The 15,070-nt window shown below is 49.0% G+C and carries 15 protein-coding genes; 6 read left to right on the forward strand and 9 right to left on the reverse strand.

Annotated elements, in window-relative coordinates; all coding sequences use genetic code 11:
• Together AC4QZR_RS06825 and AC4QZR_RS06830 are read right to left on the reverse strand one after the other, a co-directional pair.
• Complete coding sequence (locus AC4QZR_RS06825; RefSeq protein ID WP_494480223.1) at positions 1-894, reverse strand: PhzF family phenazine biosynthesis protein; 894 nt, start codon at positions 892-894, stop codon at positions 1-3.
• A gap of 71 nt (positions 895-965) precedes the next feature.
• On the reverse strand, positions 966-1,565 hold the full coding sequence (locus AC4QZR_RS06830; protein WP_494480224.1) for a hypothetical protein: 600 nt from the start codon (positions 1,563-1,565) through the stop codon (positions 966-968).
• A gap of 413 nt (positions 1,566-1,978) precedes the next feature.
• Here AC4QZR_RS06830 and AC4QZR_RS06835 point away from each other — a divergent pair, with 413 nt between their 5' ends.
• Positions 1,979-2,455, forward strand: a complete 477-nt coding sequence (locus AC4QZR_RS06835; protein ID WP_494480225.1) for a nucleoside deaminase — start codon at positions 1,979-1,981, stop codon at positions 2,453-2,455.
• A gap of 195 nt (positions 2,456-2,650) precedes the next feature.
• On the opposite strand, the gene ffh is transcribed toward AC4QZR_RS06835, so the two are convergent.
• Positions 2,651-3,991, reverse strand: a complete 1,341-nt coding sequence (ffh, locus tag AC4QZR_RS06840; RefSeq protein ID WP_494480226.1) for a signal recognition particle protein — start codon at positions 3,989-3,991, stop codon at positions 2,651-2,653.
• Positions 3,992-4,237: 246 nt separating this feature from the next.
• On the opposite strand from ffh, the gene AC4QZR_RS06845 reads away from it, so the two are divergent.
• A complete protein-coding gene (locus AC4QZR_RS06845; protein WP_494480227.1) occupies positions 4,238-5,572 on the forward strand; it encodes a glycosyltransferase family 4 protein in 1,335 nt (444 codons plus the stop codon).
• A 5-nt stretch (positions 5,573-5,577) separates the two neighbouring features.
• Here the strand turns inward: AC4QZR_RS06845 and AC4QZR_RS06850 are convergent, their stop codons facing one another.
• Positions 5,578-6,453, reverse strand: a complete 876-nt coding sequence (locus AC4QZR_RS06850; RefSeq protein ID WP_494480228.1) for a hypothetical protein — start codon at positions 6,451-6,453, stop codon at positions 5,578-5,580.
• A 390-nt stretch (positions 6,454-6,843) separates the two neighbouring features.
• Between AC4QZR_RS06850 and AC4QZR_RS06855 the strand changes: the two genes are divergently transcribed.
• The gene (locus AC4QZR_RS06855) at positions 6,844-8,469 is read left to right on the forward strand and encodes an AMP-binding protein (RefSeq protein ID WP_494480229.1); all 1,626 of its coding nucleotides are present in this window, start codon (positions 6,844-6,846) and stop codon (positions 8,467-8,469) included.
• Between the two features lie 17 nt (positions 8,470-8,486).
• On the opposite strand, the gene AC4QZR_RS06860 is transcribed toward AC4QZR_RS06855, so the two are convergent.
• The 5 genes from AC4QZR_RS06860 to AC4QZR_RS06880 form a co-directional block, all read right to left on the reverse strand.
• On the reverse strand, positions 8,487-8,696 hold the full coding sequence (locus AC4QZR_RS06860) for a hypothetical protein (RefSeq protein WP_253403603.1): 210 nt from the start codon (positions 8,694-8,696) through the stop codon (positions 8,487-8,489).
• 44 nt (positions 8,697-8,740) lie between these two features.
• Positions 8,741-8,878 (reverse strand): hypothetical protein, encoded by a 138-nt coding sequence (locus tag AC4QZR_RS06865; protein ID WP_494480230.1) that lies wholly within the window; start codon positions 8,876-8,878, stop codon positions 8,741-8,743.
• A 33-nt stretch (positions 8,879-8,911) separates the two neighbouring features.
• On the reverse strand, positions 8,912-9,331 hold the full coding sequence (locus AC4QZR_RS06870; RefSeq protein ID WP_494480231.1) for a hypothetical protein: 420 nt from the start codon (positions 9,329-9,331) through the stop codon (positions 8,912-8,914).
• A gap of 275 nt (positions 9,332-9,606) precedes the next feature.
• The gene (locus AC4QZR_RS06875) at positions 9,607-10,275 is read right to left on the reverse strand and encodes a hypothetical protein (protein ID WP_494480232.1); all 669 of its coding nucleotides are present in this window, start codon (positions 10,273-10,275) and stop codon (positions 9,607-9,609) included.
• A gap of 123 nt (positions 10,276-10,398) precedes the next feature.
• Positions 10,399-11,472, reverse strand: coding sequence for a glycosyltransferase family 61 protein (locus AC4QZR_RS06880; protein ID WP_494480233.1), 1,074 nt, complete (start codon positions 11,470-11,472; stop codon positions 10,399-10,401).
• 299 nt (positions 11,473-11,771) lie between these two features.
• Here AC4QZR_RS06880 and pseB point away from each other — a divergent pair, with 299 nt between their 5' ends.
• From pseB to AC4QZR_RS06895, 3 genes are all read left to right on the forward strand, one after another.
• Positions 11,772-12,791 (forward strand): UDP-N-acetylglucosamine 4,6-dehydratase (inverting), encoded by a 1,020-nt coding sequence (gene pseB, locus AC4QZR_RS06885; protein ID WP_494480234.1) that lies wholly within the window; start codon positions 11,772-11,774, stop codon positions 12,789-12,791.
• A gap of 195 nt (positions 12,792-12,986) precedes the next feature.
• Positions 12,987-14,183 (forward strand): UDP-4-amino-4,6-dideoxy-N-acetyl-beta-L-altrosamine transaminase, encoded by a 1,197-nt coding sequence (pseC, locus tag AC4QZR_RS06890; protein WP_494480385.1) that lies wholly within the window; start codon positions 12,987-12,989, stop codon positions 14,181-14,183.
• On the forward strand, positions 14,171-15,070 hold the full coding sequence (locus AC4QZR_RS06895) for an aldo/keto reductase (protein ID WP_494480235.1): 900 nt from the start codon (positions 14,171-14,173) through the stop codon (positions 15,068-15,070). The genes pseC and AC4QZR_RS06895 overlap by 13 nt, the downstream gene beginning before the upstream one ends.

Raw genomic sequence — 15,070 nt, forward strand, 5'->3', positions numbered from 1 at the left:
CTAAAAGTCTCCTAACTCCATTTTCCTGATCACCAATCCGCTTCCCCCGGCGCGCAAACCCATGATGTGACCTTCTCCGTCCAATTGCAGCATCACCTCGATCTGGCTTGGGGACGGATGGCGCATCAGGTAACCCTGGTGTATCAGAAAATTTGCTTTGCTTTGCTGAAGATGATCGTGCAGGTAGCAGGCAAGCGGACCCGCAGCCATGCCGGTGGCTGACTCTTCGGGTATACCGTAACTCGGGGCAAACATACGGGCGCTTGCATCGGCCAAAGCGGCAGTTGTTGTAAAGGCGTAGAAGCCCACCAGACCCGCTTTGTCTGATACAGCGCGAATAAGTTCCTGGTCAGGTTGCAGATTGTGAAGGGTGCGCTCGTCAGTCACAGGCACCAATAAAAATGGAACACCCGTGCTGGCAATGACAGGTACTGAAGGAAAGCTGAAACCTTCCGGAAGCCCAAGCGCCTCAGCGATCAGGTGCAGATTAATACCAGCCGCTTCGATTGGAGTGTACTGCGGTGGCAATTGCGCCTGGTATACCTTACCCGCTTCGAAGCTGATCTGGCGGGTGCCTTCTATGGATTCTTTCACGGCGCTTCCGTTTAGCAGCAGTCCCTTTTGCCACAGAAGGCTAAAGGCGGCTACCGTTGCATGCCCGCAGTGCGGAATCTGCTTGAGAGGTGTGTAAAACTCCACTTTCACATCCCCTACTTCTGAGGCTGATACAAAAGCTGTTTCGGAAAGCCCCAGCATGGCGGCTATTTTCTGGCGCCTTTCACGTGGAAGCCTGTCTGCAAAAAGCACCACGCCGGCCGTGTTGCCTCCGTTTGGTTGCTCTGTAAAGGCTTTGACAAGGTATAGCTCGGGTGTTAAGGTCTGCGTATCGGACATAGGGTGTGTGCGGTTAAAAAAGTATTTTACTACTTAGCCGTTTCGCTTTCTTTCAGCGCGGCAAACTCTATCTAGATGGTTTTAATGCGGACTTCGGTCTCGTCGGGCAGTTCGTCGAAGGCCTCTTTGCGCTGGTTCAACTCTTCAAGCACGGCAGCTGCCATCTCCCAGTCCTGTTGTTCCCAGTTTTTGTTTCTTGCCCGCACATTGCTCATAAAGTTCTGATAGGCCTGCTCAATATTAGCTGCGGTTAATGCTGTGCCGTTAGCGTACTGCCCCAGTAGATCGCGTTCCCATTTCGTTATCTCAGCCTCACGGTTTGCCAGGCTGTCCCGCTCTTTTTCGCGGGCCTTGAAATCTGCTTTGATCTGCTCATAGTCAGTTCGCAGCTTTTCTGAAAAGCCCTCCTGCTTACGATCCAGCTCCTCGGTCCGCTGCTTGAAGTCTTCTTTCGTTCTTTTCCAGTCCTCTTCCGTCCGTTCTTCCAGTTTGCTGGTCTGGGCGTTTACCCAGGACCGGAATTCGTTTACGTCCCCCTCTATCTCGTGCTCGCGCGTGGCCGTGCACCCGCTCACAAACAGGAGAAAAAAGAGTACTAGAGCGCCACCCCTGAAGCACGGCATTGCCAGTTTAAAAAATCGTGACACGCGCAATCGAAAATCTGAAGCCATACAACTATTAATCATTTGTTATCGAGTATTTCCGTTTCCCGACGTTTGAACAAGAAAATATACCTACGTATTTACTGTATTCAAAACTAATACTATAATTGGTTCGTAATTAATTCTGAAAGGTTGTAAGAATCCAATTATAAACTATCTAATCACATAACCGGATAGTACATAAAAGTAAATTATCGGCTGCTCTCCTGTCAGGGTGCAGCAACAGCTAGAATAGCTTGCACTACGAGTATGCGTTAAAAGGCACAAGTGTAGTGTAAGCTATTGCTATTATATATACTTACCTGTACAGGATTTGGATAGGGTTCCGGCTAAGATTTCCTGCATTTTCCCACTCACAAATTGCCCCTTCCTAAACCGTTCACTTCCGGTATAACGTATGGTGCAATGTGAAGCGTATCCTTATGACAGAACAACAAAAAGACTTTATGCTGGAAGCCATCAGGCTATCCGTTGAGAAAATGGAAGCTGGTTTCGGCGGGCCTTTCGGTGCGGTGGTCGTGCGAAACGGCGAGATCATAGCCCGCGGGTATAACAATGTGCTGGCCACCAACGACCCCACCGCCCATGCCGAGGTGGACGCCATCCGCAAAGCCTGTCAGGCACTGGGCACTTTCCAGCTGACGGACTGCGAGCTCTATACCAGCTGCGAACCCTGCCCCATGTGCCTGGGTGCCATTTACTGGGCCCGTCCCCGCAGGGTATACTACGCTAACTCCAAAGACGATGCCGCAAAGGCTGGCTTCGACGACCAGTTCATCTACGACGAGATCGACAAGGACGCGTCCGACCGATCTATCCCGATGGAACAGATGCTACGGGAGGAAGCGCAGGAAGCTTTTACAAGGTGGGCAAAGAAAGAAGACAAGCAAGTGTACTGAACCTGTTTTAGTTATAGCCTAAGGTTTCTCAGGTATAATGCAGGTATAACATGAAGCTCTTCAGGTATAGCCTGCGTAATGATGCAGGTATAGGACAGGGCCTGTTAAGGTATAGCTGCGATTACATCCTGCCATAAACGCAAAAAGGCTGAGCGTATACCTGCTCAGCCTTTCTGCTTATACCTTAAAAACCGACTAGCGACGTCCGCCCATCATTTTGGCAAGGTTGGCCATACCGCCTTTGGTGCCGGCCATCTTGTTCATGGAGCGCATCATCTTGCGCATGTCGTTGAATTGCTTCATCAGGTTGTTCACTTGCGTAATATCTGTACCGGAGCCCTTTGCAATACGAGCACGGCGGCTACCGCTGATCATGTCCGGATTCTCACGCTCCTGTGGTGTCATCGATTTGATGATCGCTTCAATCGGTTTGAAGGCACCTTCGTCAATCTCCACATCCTTCAGAGCTTTGCCAACGCCCGGGATCATACCTACAAGGTCTTTGATGTCACCCATCTTCTTGATTTGCTCGAGCTGGGTCAGGAAGTCATCGAAGTTGAACTGGTTTTTGCGAATCTTTTTGTTAATACGCTTCGCCTCGTCTTCATCGAAGGCCTGCTGTGCACGCTCAACCAGGGAGATTACGTCACCCATGCCAAGGATACGCTGGGCCATACGATCCGGGTAGAACAGGTCGAGGGCTTCCATTTTTTCACCTGTGGAGATGAACTTGATCGGCTTCTCCACTACGGCACGAATCGAAAGGGCGGCACCACCACGGGAGTCACCGTCGAGCTTGGTCAGCACCACGCCGTCGAAGTTGATGCGTTCATTAAAGGTCTTGGCTGTGTTCACCGCATCCTGACCGGTCATGGAGTCTACCACGAACATGGTTTCGGTTGGTTTAACGGCCGCCTTGATTTCGGCTATTTCTTTCATCATCGCCTCGTCCACGGCCAAACGACCGGCGGTATCGATAATGACTACTTTCTTGTTTGTCTTTTTGGCGTGCGCAACGGCGTTGAGGGCAATCTGAACCGGGTTTTTGTTCTCCAGTTCGGTATAGGCCTCTACGCCTACCTGCTCGGCAAGCACCTGCAGCTGATTGATCGCAGCCGGACGGTACACGTCGCAGGCAGCTACCATGACGCTGCGGCCCTGCTTTTTAATATGGTTCGCCAGCTTGCCAGTAAAAGTGGTTTTACCAGAACCCTGCAGACCCGCAATCAGGATGATGGCCGGCTCGCCTTTCAGGTTGATGTCCTGCTTCTGGCCACCCATCAGCTCAGTCAGTTCTTCGTAGACGATCTTCACCATCAACTGGCCCGGCGACACAGAGATCAGTACATCGCGGCCCATGGCCTCGTCCTTGATCTTGTCGGTTACCGTTTTGGCTACTTTATAGTTTACGTCGGCGTCCACCAAGGCACGGCGTACCTCTTTGATGGTGGCGGCTACGTTGATCTCGGTGATGCTTCCCTGGCCTTTGAGGGTTTTAAAGGCGCGGTCTAGTTTGTTACTTAAATTATCAAACATCTCTCTAATTCTGGATTTACCTACAAAACTAAGGAATATCAGGAATAGTTGCTATAGTATTGATGAATGACAAATGATAAATGCAGAATAGGCGTGTGAAACAATAAGCCAGGTCATCGAGTAGGTTATGGAGTCCCGCTGCTTACTGCCTGCGCTATACCTGAGGCTGAAATAGAGGAGCAGTTGTGCGCAAATTTTAATTACGCTTTTGCTATCTTTGGGAAAGAAGTTATTTTGCCGATCGCTTTGGAAAAAACAGACCAGATCAATTTACTATACATCTCCTACTACTGGCCTCCTTCGGGCGGGCCGGGCGTGCAGCGTGGATTGAAGTTCTGCAAATACCTGCCACACGCTGGCGTGCAGCCCAGCGTGCTCACCGTTGACGAGAAACAGGCCTCTTACCCGGTGCTCGACCATACCTTTGCGAGCGAAGTGCCCGAAGGTACAGCCGTATACCGTACCGCCACCTCCGAGCCCTTTGAGTATTACAAGAAACTTTCTGGCAAGAAGGAAATTCCTTACAGCGGCTTTGCCAATGAAGAAGCCAAAACCGGCTTTCTGGACAAAGTGTTCAAGTTCGTGCGTGGCAACCTGTTTATACCGGACGCCCGCGTGGGTTGGAACAAACATGCCCTCAAAAAAGCTGACGAATTGCTAAAGGGTGGCCAATATCAGGCGATCCTGACCACCAGTCCGCCGCACTCCACGCAACTGATCGGCCTGAAGCTGAAAGAAAAGTATGGACTGCCCTGGATCGCAGATCTCCGCGACCCCTGGACGAACATCCATTACTACGACCAGCTCTACCACACTCCGATTGCCAAACGCATCGACCGGAATTACGAATTGCAGGTGCTGGAGCGGGCCGATGCTGTTATTGTGACAAGCGAAGATACCAAGCGCCTTTTCCTCAACAAACCAGCTAAGATTGACCCGGACAAGATTCACGTGATCCCGAACGGGTACGACGAGGATGATTTCATCTACCCTTCTACCCCACCGCAGGACGAGTTTCTGATTACGTACACAGGCACGATCACCGAGAATTATAACATCGATGTGTTTCTGAAAGTGATCTCACAACTCCGATCGGTGAACAGCGACATCCGGTATAAGCTGCGTTTTGTGGGCAAAGTATCGGAGGGGGTGAAGCAGCGCATCAGCAAGACCGGGCTGGAAGGTATAACAGAATTTGTGGCGCATGTACCGCACACCGAGGCCATCAAGTACCTGATGGAAAGCACGATGCTGCTCATGGCCATAGCCGATGTTCCCGCTGTGTATTCTAACGTGCCGGGCAAGTTGTTTGAGTACCTGGCTTCGAACAAACCGATCATCTGCCTTGGCCCCGTGCACTCCGACACCGACCGGATTATTGACGAGTGTGGTGCCGGCCGACTTTTCCATTACACGGCCCACGAGCTCATGCTCGACCACCTGATGCTTATGAGCAAAGCCTGGTCCATCAACCCGAACCTTGACCTGCCCTACCTCAATCACGCCCAGTTTTCGAGACGTGAACTGACGGCGAAGCTGGCCAAGGTGGTGAAACGGTTGGTGGTGAGAGCTAAGGTATAATCAACTTACCAGTCTACCGTAACGGGTCTGAATTCATCCACTACATAGGAAATTAATATTTCCCTTTTATCAACAACTTTGATGACGTGGCGGGTTGTTCTGAGGTTAAGGAAAACGGAGTCAGCAGCTGTGGGAGTGCCTAAAGCTGATTGTGAGAGGCTTGCAAGTCTTTCTTTCGTTACAGTAAAAGATGTTTCGCCCGGTTTTACTAAATAGCCGATTTGTCGACTACGATTAATAGAGGGTGATGGAAGGACTTTACCTATGCCTTCTTTAGGGACAATTAACAGACCGACTATAATGCTGTCTTTTACAGAATTTCTTTCGAATTGAAATTTAATTTCTTCATCAAATGAAATACGCGTAGGTACTGCATGCCATTTAGCAGCTTCCGGAACATCAGTCATCTCCACCCTGTACCCCTTACTCTTATCACTATTTAAGTACTCCCATTTTAAATTTCTTACCTCATGCTGGTTCCCGAAGAGGTGCCAAGATGTAGAGGGTTTGGAGGAGTCACAGATATTATTAATATAGGTCTCTGTGCACATGGGCTGCCCGTTTATTTTGCTGCTTTGTAGCGGGACATGGGGGCCATTTGTATCCTTCCCGACATACGAGGCCATGAAGTACCCTTTATCAACCGTAAATTGAGAAGGTGGCCCAGCTGTAAAGAAATAATTTTCCATATATCTGAAAATCCCATCCAATTCATCATATTTACTAGGTTTGACAGGAACATCTGTGGTATTGGCATCTATTACAACATAATCTACCTCTTCCTGAGTAGGTATAGCTGTATCGTCTTTGTTGGAATCACAGCTATAGAACATGAACGTTAAGCCAACCAGGATCAGGGAAGATCTGTAAAGTTTCGTCATGATTTAAGTTTTGTTAAAGGTGGGACGTTAAATACAAGGTATTGTTAATATTCTATACAAGTAATTATTATTCCAATAGTTGTATATTATGTGTACTCGTGATAGTAAAAACTAATTTACTATCCCATACTCATCTGATGCACAACAGCAGCTTATGCTTGATTAGAATCGTTGGTGCAGCCCGATTGGCTTTGCTATACCTTCGTTCGGTTATAAATGAATACAGCAAATTAAGCTCCTATCAGAAGCAGAGGCCATTTACGCATCCAGCTATAGCAAATTAGCAACATTTCACGTGCTTTTTTGGAAGGCGATCTGTAACTTAAATGTCTAAACACGGATTCTATCTCACATCAGGTATAATCCTCTTCAGAATTTAAGTAAAATTTCATGAACAGCAACCCCTCCTATAGCAATGGCGTGAGCACCACGCCGCTGCGCGGCGAAACCATAGGACAGAGCCTGCGCAACACAGTAGAAAAGTTTGGCGACCGCGAAGCCCTCGTCATGGTCACGCAAAATTACCGCGCTACTTACAGGGAACTGTGGGAGCAGGTAACGCAAGTAGCCAAAAGTCTGATGGCGTATGGTATACAAAGGGGCGACCGGGTGGGTATCTGGGCGCCTAACCGGGTGGAGTGGGTGCTCGTGCAATTTGCCACAGCCCGGGTGGGTGCGGTGCTTGTTAACATCAATCCGGCCTACAAAACCAACGATTTGAAGTATGCCCTGAAGCAAAGCCAGATCAGTTTGCTCATTGCATCGCATTACTTCCGTCAGACCGACTATGTGGAAATGCTTAACCACATTCGTCCTGATTGTGAATATCCGACCCGCACCGTGATCATGGAGCGCGACTGGGAACGCTTTATTGCAGCCGGTCAGGCAGTGACGGATCAGGAATTGGCAGAGCGGGAAGCGACTCTGCAGTTCGACGACCCCATCAACATACAGTATACCTCGGGCACTACCGGCTTGCCCAAAGGCGCCACACTCTCTCACCACAATATCCTCAACAATGGCTTTTTTATTGGAGAAACACTGAAGTATACTGAGCACGACCGGGTGTGTATACCTGTCCCATTTTACCATTGCTTCGGGATGGTGATCGGGAATATGGCCTGCATCACGCACGGTTCCTGCATGATCATCCCGGCCGAGACCTTTGATCCGGAACAGGTGATGGAAACCGTGCAAGCAGAAAAATGCACTTCACTTTATGGCGTGCCGACCATGTTCATTGCCGAGCTGGAGCACCCGAACTTTTCTCAATACGACTTCTCGACGCTGCGCACCGGCGTGATGGCGGGCTCCAACTGCCCCATCGAAACCATGAAACAGGTGCAGTCGCGGATGAACATGCGGGAAGTAACCGTGTGCTACGGCATGACCGAAACCTCACCGGTCTCGACGCAGAGCCAGCTGGACGACCCGCTGGAAAAACGTGTATCGACTGTTGGCAAGGTACACCCGCATCTCGAAGTAAAGATTGTAGATCCGGAGACTGGTCTGATCGTGCCGCGCGGCCAGAAAGGTGAACTCTGTACCCGTGGTTATTCGGTGATGCTGGGCTACTGGGATATGCCGGAGGCGACGGCGCGTGTACTGCAAAATGGCTGGATGCACACCGGCGACCTGGCCGTGATGGACGAGGAAGGCTACGTGCAGATGGTGGGCCGCATCAAAGACCTGATCATACGGGGAGGCGAAAACATTGCCCCGCGCGAGATAGAAGAGTTTCTGCTTACCCACGAAGCGATCTCGGATGTGCACATAATTGGCGTGCCGGACCACAAATACGGCGAAGAAGTAATGGCCTGGGTGAAACTCCGCCATGGCTTCTATGCCACTTCCGAAGATATTGCGGGTTACTGCAAAGGGCAGATCGCAACCTTCAAAATACCAAAGTACTGGAAGTTTGTAGAGGATTTCCCGATGACTGTAACAGGTAAGATCCGGAAAATGGAGATGCGGGAGATCTCAACCCGGGAACTGGGGTTGGTGGAAGAAGCTTGAAAAGTGAAGCCTTGAGTTTATTGACTTTTTAACTTCTCGCGTTTCTGTTGCTCCCAGAAAGCTGTAGCAAATAGCAACAGGAAAGAGAGTTTATAGATCCTGTACCACCAGATGTTCGTCTCCCAGAACAATACCCTGAACACTTCTTGTGTGGTATTGAAGGAGGTGATCAAATCTACTAACATGGCAGCAGCAAATACCAGGTATAGGATCTTCAGAAATTTCATGTTTTGTTATTTTTAGGTTTGTCGAAGTTATTGGGAAATTAAATCTAATGATTTTCGACTTTAAGTTCTATACCTTGCTTGATCAAATGCAAGGTATAGTTCAAAACCGTATCTTCTCCTTTCAGGAAATCCTCCACGGTGGGCTCTACCAGATAGGCCGGAGGTATGGATTTTCCTTCCATTGGGAAGACGCCGGTGGTTGTATGCTGCCGGTTTTACTCGATTTTTAGTTTTTTCAACATCTTAACGAATTCTTTTAGATGACTCTCCAGACCGTTGTAAGTCATTTTCTTTACCTCACTTACTTTTAAAGAAGTTGCAATTCCATCTCCGTCATACTCAAACCTTACATGCCTGAATGATTGCTGAATGGAATCTATATCTTTGTCGTCCCACTTATCCAAATGGTCATAGTTTGTCTTTGCTATTACCCGAAGTCTCCCGTTTTCAACTTCACAAATCATGTTGTAATTGTCGAACTGTCCCACAAGGCTTAGTTTGGACATGAACCATTTGCTTTCCTTTTCGGTCAAGCTTGCTTTGAATCCATTTTTAAATAGCTCACTCATCGGAATGCTATTAAAGAATTTTTCAGTCCTTCGATATTCTATGCAGCCCTGTGTTGTCTCTAACATTATTGAGATTGTGGGCAGGATGAATAAAGTCGTGATAAGTCCAAAAATAAAGTCTGAACTGTTATAGCAATTCCCACTATCACAGTTGTAATAGGCCCATATGCAGAACGCAATCGTAAGGATTATTGCTGTCCAAACGAATGTCCTGATTAACTTGGCTTTATTGAGAAAGGTATAATTTGTCATTAAATGTCCGAATTGCCCCTGGCCGATAGCACAGCATATTTGACCATAAGTTGGTGTAGCTAACTTATGAGTGTGGTTGATAAAAGATATTACCTGATAATGTAACCGACCTTTACTCCCATTGATACATGCGGTCGGTAAAAGACGCCTTCTTTTCGGTCAATGGGCGGGAACCAGACATCTGATTCTGCAAAATATTCATTCTCTGTTAACCCAGAAGGTTGGTGCTCTATAGAAAGTCGCCTTAGCCCTAAACCAAAGAAATGGTCGAGTACAAAACTGTTGAATTTAATCTCTATCCCATACTTTAAACTTGTAACCCAGACTGCCCTGTTTATATCCGAATAATCATACCTGTAAGAGGTATTATTTATAATTAGATGATCATTCTCTTTTACATATTTCTGCGGGAAATACATACCTTCCACGGATAGGTATGATGAAGAAACCGATGCATTTTTCTCAACAAAGTATTTTAACTCCGCTTTCGTTTTAGAGTACCTGTAATTCTTCCTTTCGCTTTCACCGTCCGTTACGAGATTCCGAAAGGTCTGCATTTTGAACCCATGGTCTAAAGACAATGCCAATCGCTGATGCAGGTTCTTCTGGACACCAATTTGGAGAACGCCTGTTATCGGGTCGAAAAAATCAAAGGGAGCAATGTGAAAACGTATTTTTTCTTCTGCGCCCTGACTAAAAGCACTGCTGCTAACCGATAGTAAAAAGAGTAGGACAAATGGCAGTGCTTTATCTTTCATTGCTTAGAATTTTTTACTAAATCCCAGTTCAACGGAAGTCTATCCTTTAGCTAATCTGCACCATATTTGGGTGCTATTCATTCCTGAATATTCATCGTTAAGCTTCAATTTAACTAAGTATACCTAAACTCCTATACCTTTCAACCAAGCCTCCACCTCTAGCACTGCCACTGTATAGTTCTCCATCTTATCTCCTGTTGTACCAACCACCGCGCTATACCTGAACCCAAGTGCTTTGCAGAGTAAAAAGTAGTGGGTCTTGATTAGGTTGGCTGGGTGCAACTCGAGCACCTGGCATTGTTCCGAAAAAAGCAGGTTGGTCAGGCCGGCGCCGTGGGGTGCTACGACTGCCTCGGCTTCATAAAAGAGCTGTACCTGCTGCTGGTAGGTCAACTCCTCTGCCCGCACCACTTCAAAACCATACCTGTCGAGCAAAGGCAGCAGTTCCTGCTCATTCAGCACACGACGGGTTTTGGCTTTTGCGCGACTGATGTACACGCGTCTTTTGCGGTTGCTTTGCTGTACTCCATATCCCTGCCATACCTTATGTCGCAGCCAGTCAGCAATCTCGCGGGGCAGATAGCCACTTTGCGCATTGGCCACAAACGAAGAGAGCACGAACTCCTCTACCCCCCATTTTTCGTGTTTGTCTATGTAGACCACCTCAGCTTGCGGGTAGTCTTTCAGCACAAAAGCCAGCGTGTCGAGCTGGTAAGCAGCCATATCGCGGCGCATGATCACCCTGATCGGTTCCTTTGTATGTTCGAGCACAAGGTATAGCCGTGGCAGACAGTCAAAAAACCAGTGGTAATTGTTGTTGTCAGCCCAAGGCAGAAAAAGCACGGAGCTATAGCGGCCTTTCTTTTGCTTTGGAAGCAGCAACGACACTTCCTTAAATGCATCCGATTTGGCCAGGCGGCTTACCTCCCCCACCGATTCCACCACAACTTTCCCATCCAGCACCACTGCACCAGAGTTGCCGATCACCTCTACATCCTGCAGCCGTATCAAATACTGTTCTTTCTGCCGATAGCCCAGGCTATAGTCGATGGCATAGTTAAAGCTGCGAGCTGAGTCCTCCAGAAAAGCTTTCTCCTCTTCATCAAAATCGAGCACATAGCTGGGAGTAAGCACCTGTTTGCCCGGATGATGCAACACCGAGGTATAGCGGGAGTAATAGCCTAGCGTATGAAGCAACCCGAAAAAAGCTTTTTTCAACATGAAACAGTGGAGTTTGGGAATTCAGGAGTTAATAATCGTAGGAAAAGGTCGCGACCTGTCCGAATCATGCATAAACAACAATTAACAACCAGCAATCAACAATTAATCTCCCAATATATAAACAGCAAATAACATTATCCCCAGGCAACAACCAACCTGCGACTATAAATTAAACATCCACTCATTTAACAATTACAGATCAACAATTAAATATTTAACTTGCACCTTGGCGTGGGTTACACATCCTGAGCCTTGGTATAAAGTAAAAAGTAAGCATGGCATTAGACCTAAATAATAAAGCTATACTCGTAACAGGCGGCACGGGCTCGTTCGGCAAAAAGTTCGTGGAGATGGTATACGCTCGTTTTCCGGACGTGAAACGTGTAGTCATTTACTCCCGCGATGAGCTCAAGCAGTTTGAGATGTCGCAGGTATTTCCGCACAGCAAGTATAACTCTGTTCGCTATTTTATTGGCGATGTGCGTGACGGCGATCGTTTCAAACGGGCTTGCGAAGGTATCGACATCATTGTGCACGCCGCTGCCATGAAGCAGGTACCGGCCGCTGAGTACAACCCGATGGAGTGTATCAAGACAAACGTGCTGGGTGCCGAAAACATCATCAACGCCGCCCTTGACACTGGCGTGAAGCATGTCGTGGCGCTGTCTACCGATAAAGCAGCTGCTCCGATCAATCTCTACGGTGCTACTAAACTTTGTTCTGATAAACTGTTTGTAGCCGCTAACAACATGAAAGGCAAGCGTGACATCAAGTTTTCGGTGGTGCGTTATGGCAACGTGATCGGTTCCCGTGGTTCAGTGGTACCTTTCTTTCTGAAAAAGCGTGAAGAAGGTGTGCTGCCAATTACTCACCCGGAGATGACCCGTTTCAATATCTCGCTGGAAGAAGGCGTAGAACTGGTTTTCCATGCGCTGGAGCACCATTGGGGCGGTGAAATCTTTGTGCCGAAAATTCCTTCTTATGTGATCACCGACCTGGCCGAGGCCATTGGTCCCAACTGTAAGCAGGAAGTGGTAGGTATACGTCCGGGCGAGAAACTGCACGAAGAGATGATCACCGAAACAGACTCGCTGAGTACGGTGGAGCTCGATAAATACTACGTGATCGTGCCTTCTACCCCGCTCTGGACAGTAGAGGATTTTATGAAAGCGCATAACGGAAAGATGGTGGAACTGGGTTTCAAGTATAATTCCGGCACCAACAGCGAATGGCTCAGTGTAGAGCAGCTCCGCGACCAGATCCGCCAGCACGTGGACCCGAATTTTAATGTGTAAAATAGTGAATGAGTGAATTGTTAGATTCCGGCTGCCATTACGAAAGAATTGAGGAATCTGGATTATTGCAGAGTCACTAAGCTATCTCAGATTTCTCCCAAGGATCGAAATGACAAGGGAATCATGAAGCAGACGGAATTGGATTACTCCTATACCTTCGAAAGCAGTTTAACGCTTCAGCACTTATCTTCTTCTATGCAGAACGAAAAGCAAATGCGCCCTATACCTTACGGTCGCCAGCACATTACTGAGGCCGACGTGCAGGCAGTGGTGGAGACGCTGCAGTCGGATTTCCTGACGCAGGGGCCGAAGGTGGCGGAGTTTGAACAGGCTTTTGCCCGCTACGTGGGCGCCAAGTACGCTGTGGCGGTGAGCAACGGCACGGCCGCACTGCACCTCTGCGCCATGGCGCTGGGTGTAAATGAGCAATCCCGCGTGATTACCACACCCATCACTTTCGTGGCCTCGGCCAACTGCGTGCGCTATTGCGGCGGCATAGTCGAGTTTGCTGACATCGACCCGACTACTGCCCTGATCGACATTACCAAGGTACGTCAAATGGTAGAGAGCAAGCCAAAAGGTTACTACAGCGGCATCATACCTGTCGACTTCTCCGGCAACCCGGTGAACCTGGAGGAGCTGCGCAAGCTCGCCGACGAGCACGGGCTTTGGATCATTGAGGACGCGGCCCACTCCCCCGGCGGTTTTTTCATTGATAGCAAAGGCAAAAAGCAGTTCTGCGGCAACGGTAATTTTGCCGAGCTGGCCATCTTTTCTTTCCACCCTGTGAAGCACATCGCCACAAGCGAGGGCGGCATGGTGACCACCAACGACGAAGAACTCTACAAAAAACTCCTACTCTACCGCACCCACGGCATCACACGCGACCCGGAGTTGCTGGAGGAAAATCACGGCGGGTGGTACATGGAAATGCAGGAACTAGGCTACAATTATAGAATTCCCGATATGCTCTGCGCCTTGGGTCTCTCCCAGTTAAGCCGCGCTGACGAAGGCATGACCAGAAGAAGGCATATTGCCAAGGTATACGACAAGGCTTTTGCAGGTTTTGAAGGTATAGCGGTGCTGGGCACTAATCCGGCGGCGTTGACAGAAACAAGTAAGACAGGCCACGCTTACCACCTATACGTGATCCAGGTGGCCGATCGCAAAGGACTCTACGGTTATCTGCGGGAGCACAACATCTTTGCGCAGGTGCATTACATCCCGGCCCACACCATGCCCTACTATCGCAGTCTGGGCTACAAGAAAGGTGACTTCCCAAAGGCTGAAGGCTATTACGAGGCGTGTCTGAGTCTGCCGATGTACCCGAGCCTGACGGATGAAGAGCAGCAATACGTGATTGAGAAGGTGAAGGAGTTTTGCCACAAATAAGTTTGACGGGTCAGGCACATACACACAGGCTGATCCTGGGCACGGCGCAATTTGGGCTCCCCTACGGCATCAGCAACCAGCGCGGACAGGTGCCGGAGACGGAGGTGGCCGGGATTTTGGCCGAAGCGCACAATGCAGGTATAGACACCCTGGACACGGCAGCAGCCTATGGCAGCAGTGAGCAATGTCTGGGCAACGTGCTCAGCACCTCCCCTGATAACTTCCGCATCATCTCCAAGTACCCGCCCAACCAACCGGATAAAAGCATCGCTCAGGCATGTCACGAATCGCTGGAGCAATTGCGTATGGTGAAGTTATACGGCTACCTGCTGCACAGCTACGCCAGCTATAGCAACAAACCATCGGCACTCGACGACTTACAGCAACTCAAGGCATCAGGCTTGGCAGAGAAGGTGGGAGTATCACTCTATCATCCGGCCGAGGCCGAAGCGCTGCTAAAGCAGGAGGCGAAAATCGATATCCTTCAGTTTCCCTACAGCATCTTCGACAGGCGCTTCGAAGAGCTGCTGCCTGAGCTGAGAAAGCGGGGGATCGAGACGCATGTGCGCTCTGTATACCTGCAGGGGTTGTTTTTCATGCAGCCGACCGAGCTGCCGCCATACCTGCAGGAGGCTTCACCCAAACTGGAGCGGCTACAACAATTGGCTAACGCCTATCAAGTCCCGGTCGGGGCGGTTTGTCTGGCTTTTGCGCTGGCAAATCCCTATATTTCACAGGTGGTGATCGGTGTGGAGAGTCTACAGACCCTGCAGGAGAATATCCGCTATAGCAGCACAACGCTGCCCGAAGCACTTTATACTGCGCTTTTAGAATTGAAAGAAGAAAACGAAACTATACTTTTACCCTACAAGTGGCCCGCACGATGA

The sequence above is a fragment of the Pontibacter sp. YIM B11418 genome (assembly GCF_059278805.1).

Bases quoted from the DNA above. Each gene is read 5' to 3' on its own strand.
- AC4QZR_RS06860 (WP_253403603.1), bottom strand. From the start codon at position 8,696: ATGAAATTTCTGAAGATCCTATACCTGGTATTTGCTGCTGCCATGTTA.
- AC4QZR_RS06865 (WP_494480230.1), bottom strand. From the start codon at position 8,878: ATGGAAGGAAAATCCATACCTCCGGCCTATCTGGTAGAGCCCACCGTG.
- AC4QZR_RS06850 (WP_494480228.1), bottom strand. From the start codon at position 6,453: ATGACGAAACTTTACAGATCTTCCCTGATCCTGGTTGGCTTAACGTTC.
- AC4QZR_RS06830 (WP_494480224.1), bottom strand. From the start codon at position 1,565: ATGGCTTCAGATTTTCGATTGCGCGTGTCACGATTTTTTAAACTGGCA.
- AC4QZR_RS06855 (WP_494480229.1), top strand. From the start codon at position 6,844: ATGAACAGCAACCCCTCCTATAGCAATGGCGTGAGCACCACGCCGCTG.
- AC4QZR_RS06835 (WP_494480225.1), top strand. From the start codon at position 1,979: ATGACAGAACAACAAAAAGACTTTATGCTGGAAGCCATCAGGCTATCC.
- pseB (WP_494480234.1), top strand. From the start codon at position 11,772: ATGGCATTAGACCTAAATAATAAAGCTATACTCGTAACAGGCGGCACG.
- ffh (WP_494480226.1), bottom strand. From the start codon at position 3,991: ATGTTTGATAATTTAAGTAACAAACTAGACCGCGCCTTTAAAACCCTC.
- pseC (WP_494480385.1), top strand. From the start codon at position 12,987: ATGCAGAACGAAAAGCAAATGCGCCCTATACCTTACGGTCGCCAGCAC.
- AC4QZR_RS06870 (WP_494480231.1), bottom strand. From the start codon at position 9,331: ATGTTAGAGACAACACAGGGCTGCATAGAATATCGAAGGACTGAAAAA.
- AC4QZR_RS06825 (WP_494480223.1), bottom strand. From the start codon at position 894: ATGTCCGATACGCAGACCTTAACACCCGAGCTATACCTTGTCAAAGCC.
- AC4QZR_RS06875 (WP_494480232.1), bottom strand. From the start codon at position 10,275: ATGAAAGATAAAGCACTGCCATTTGTCCTACTCTTTTTACTATCGGTT.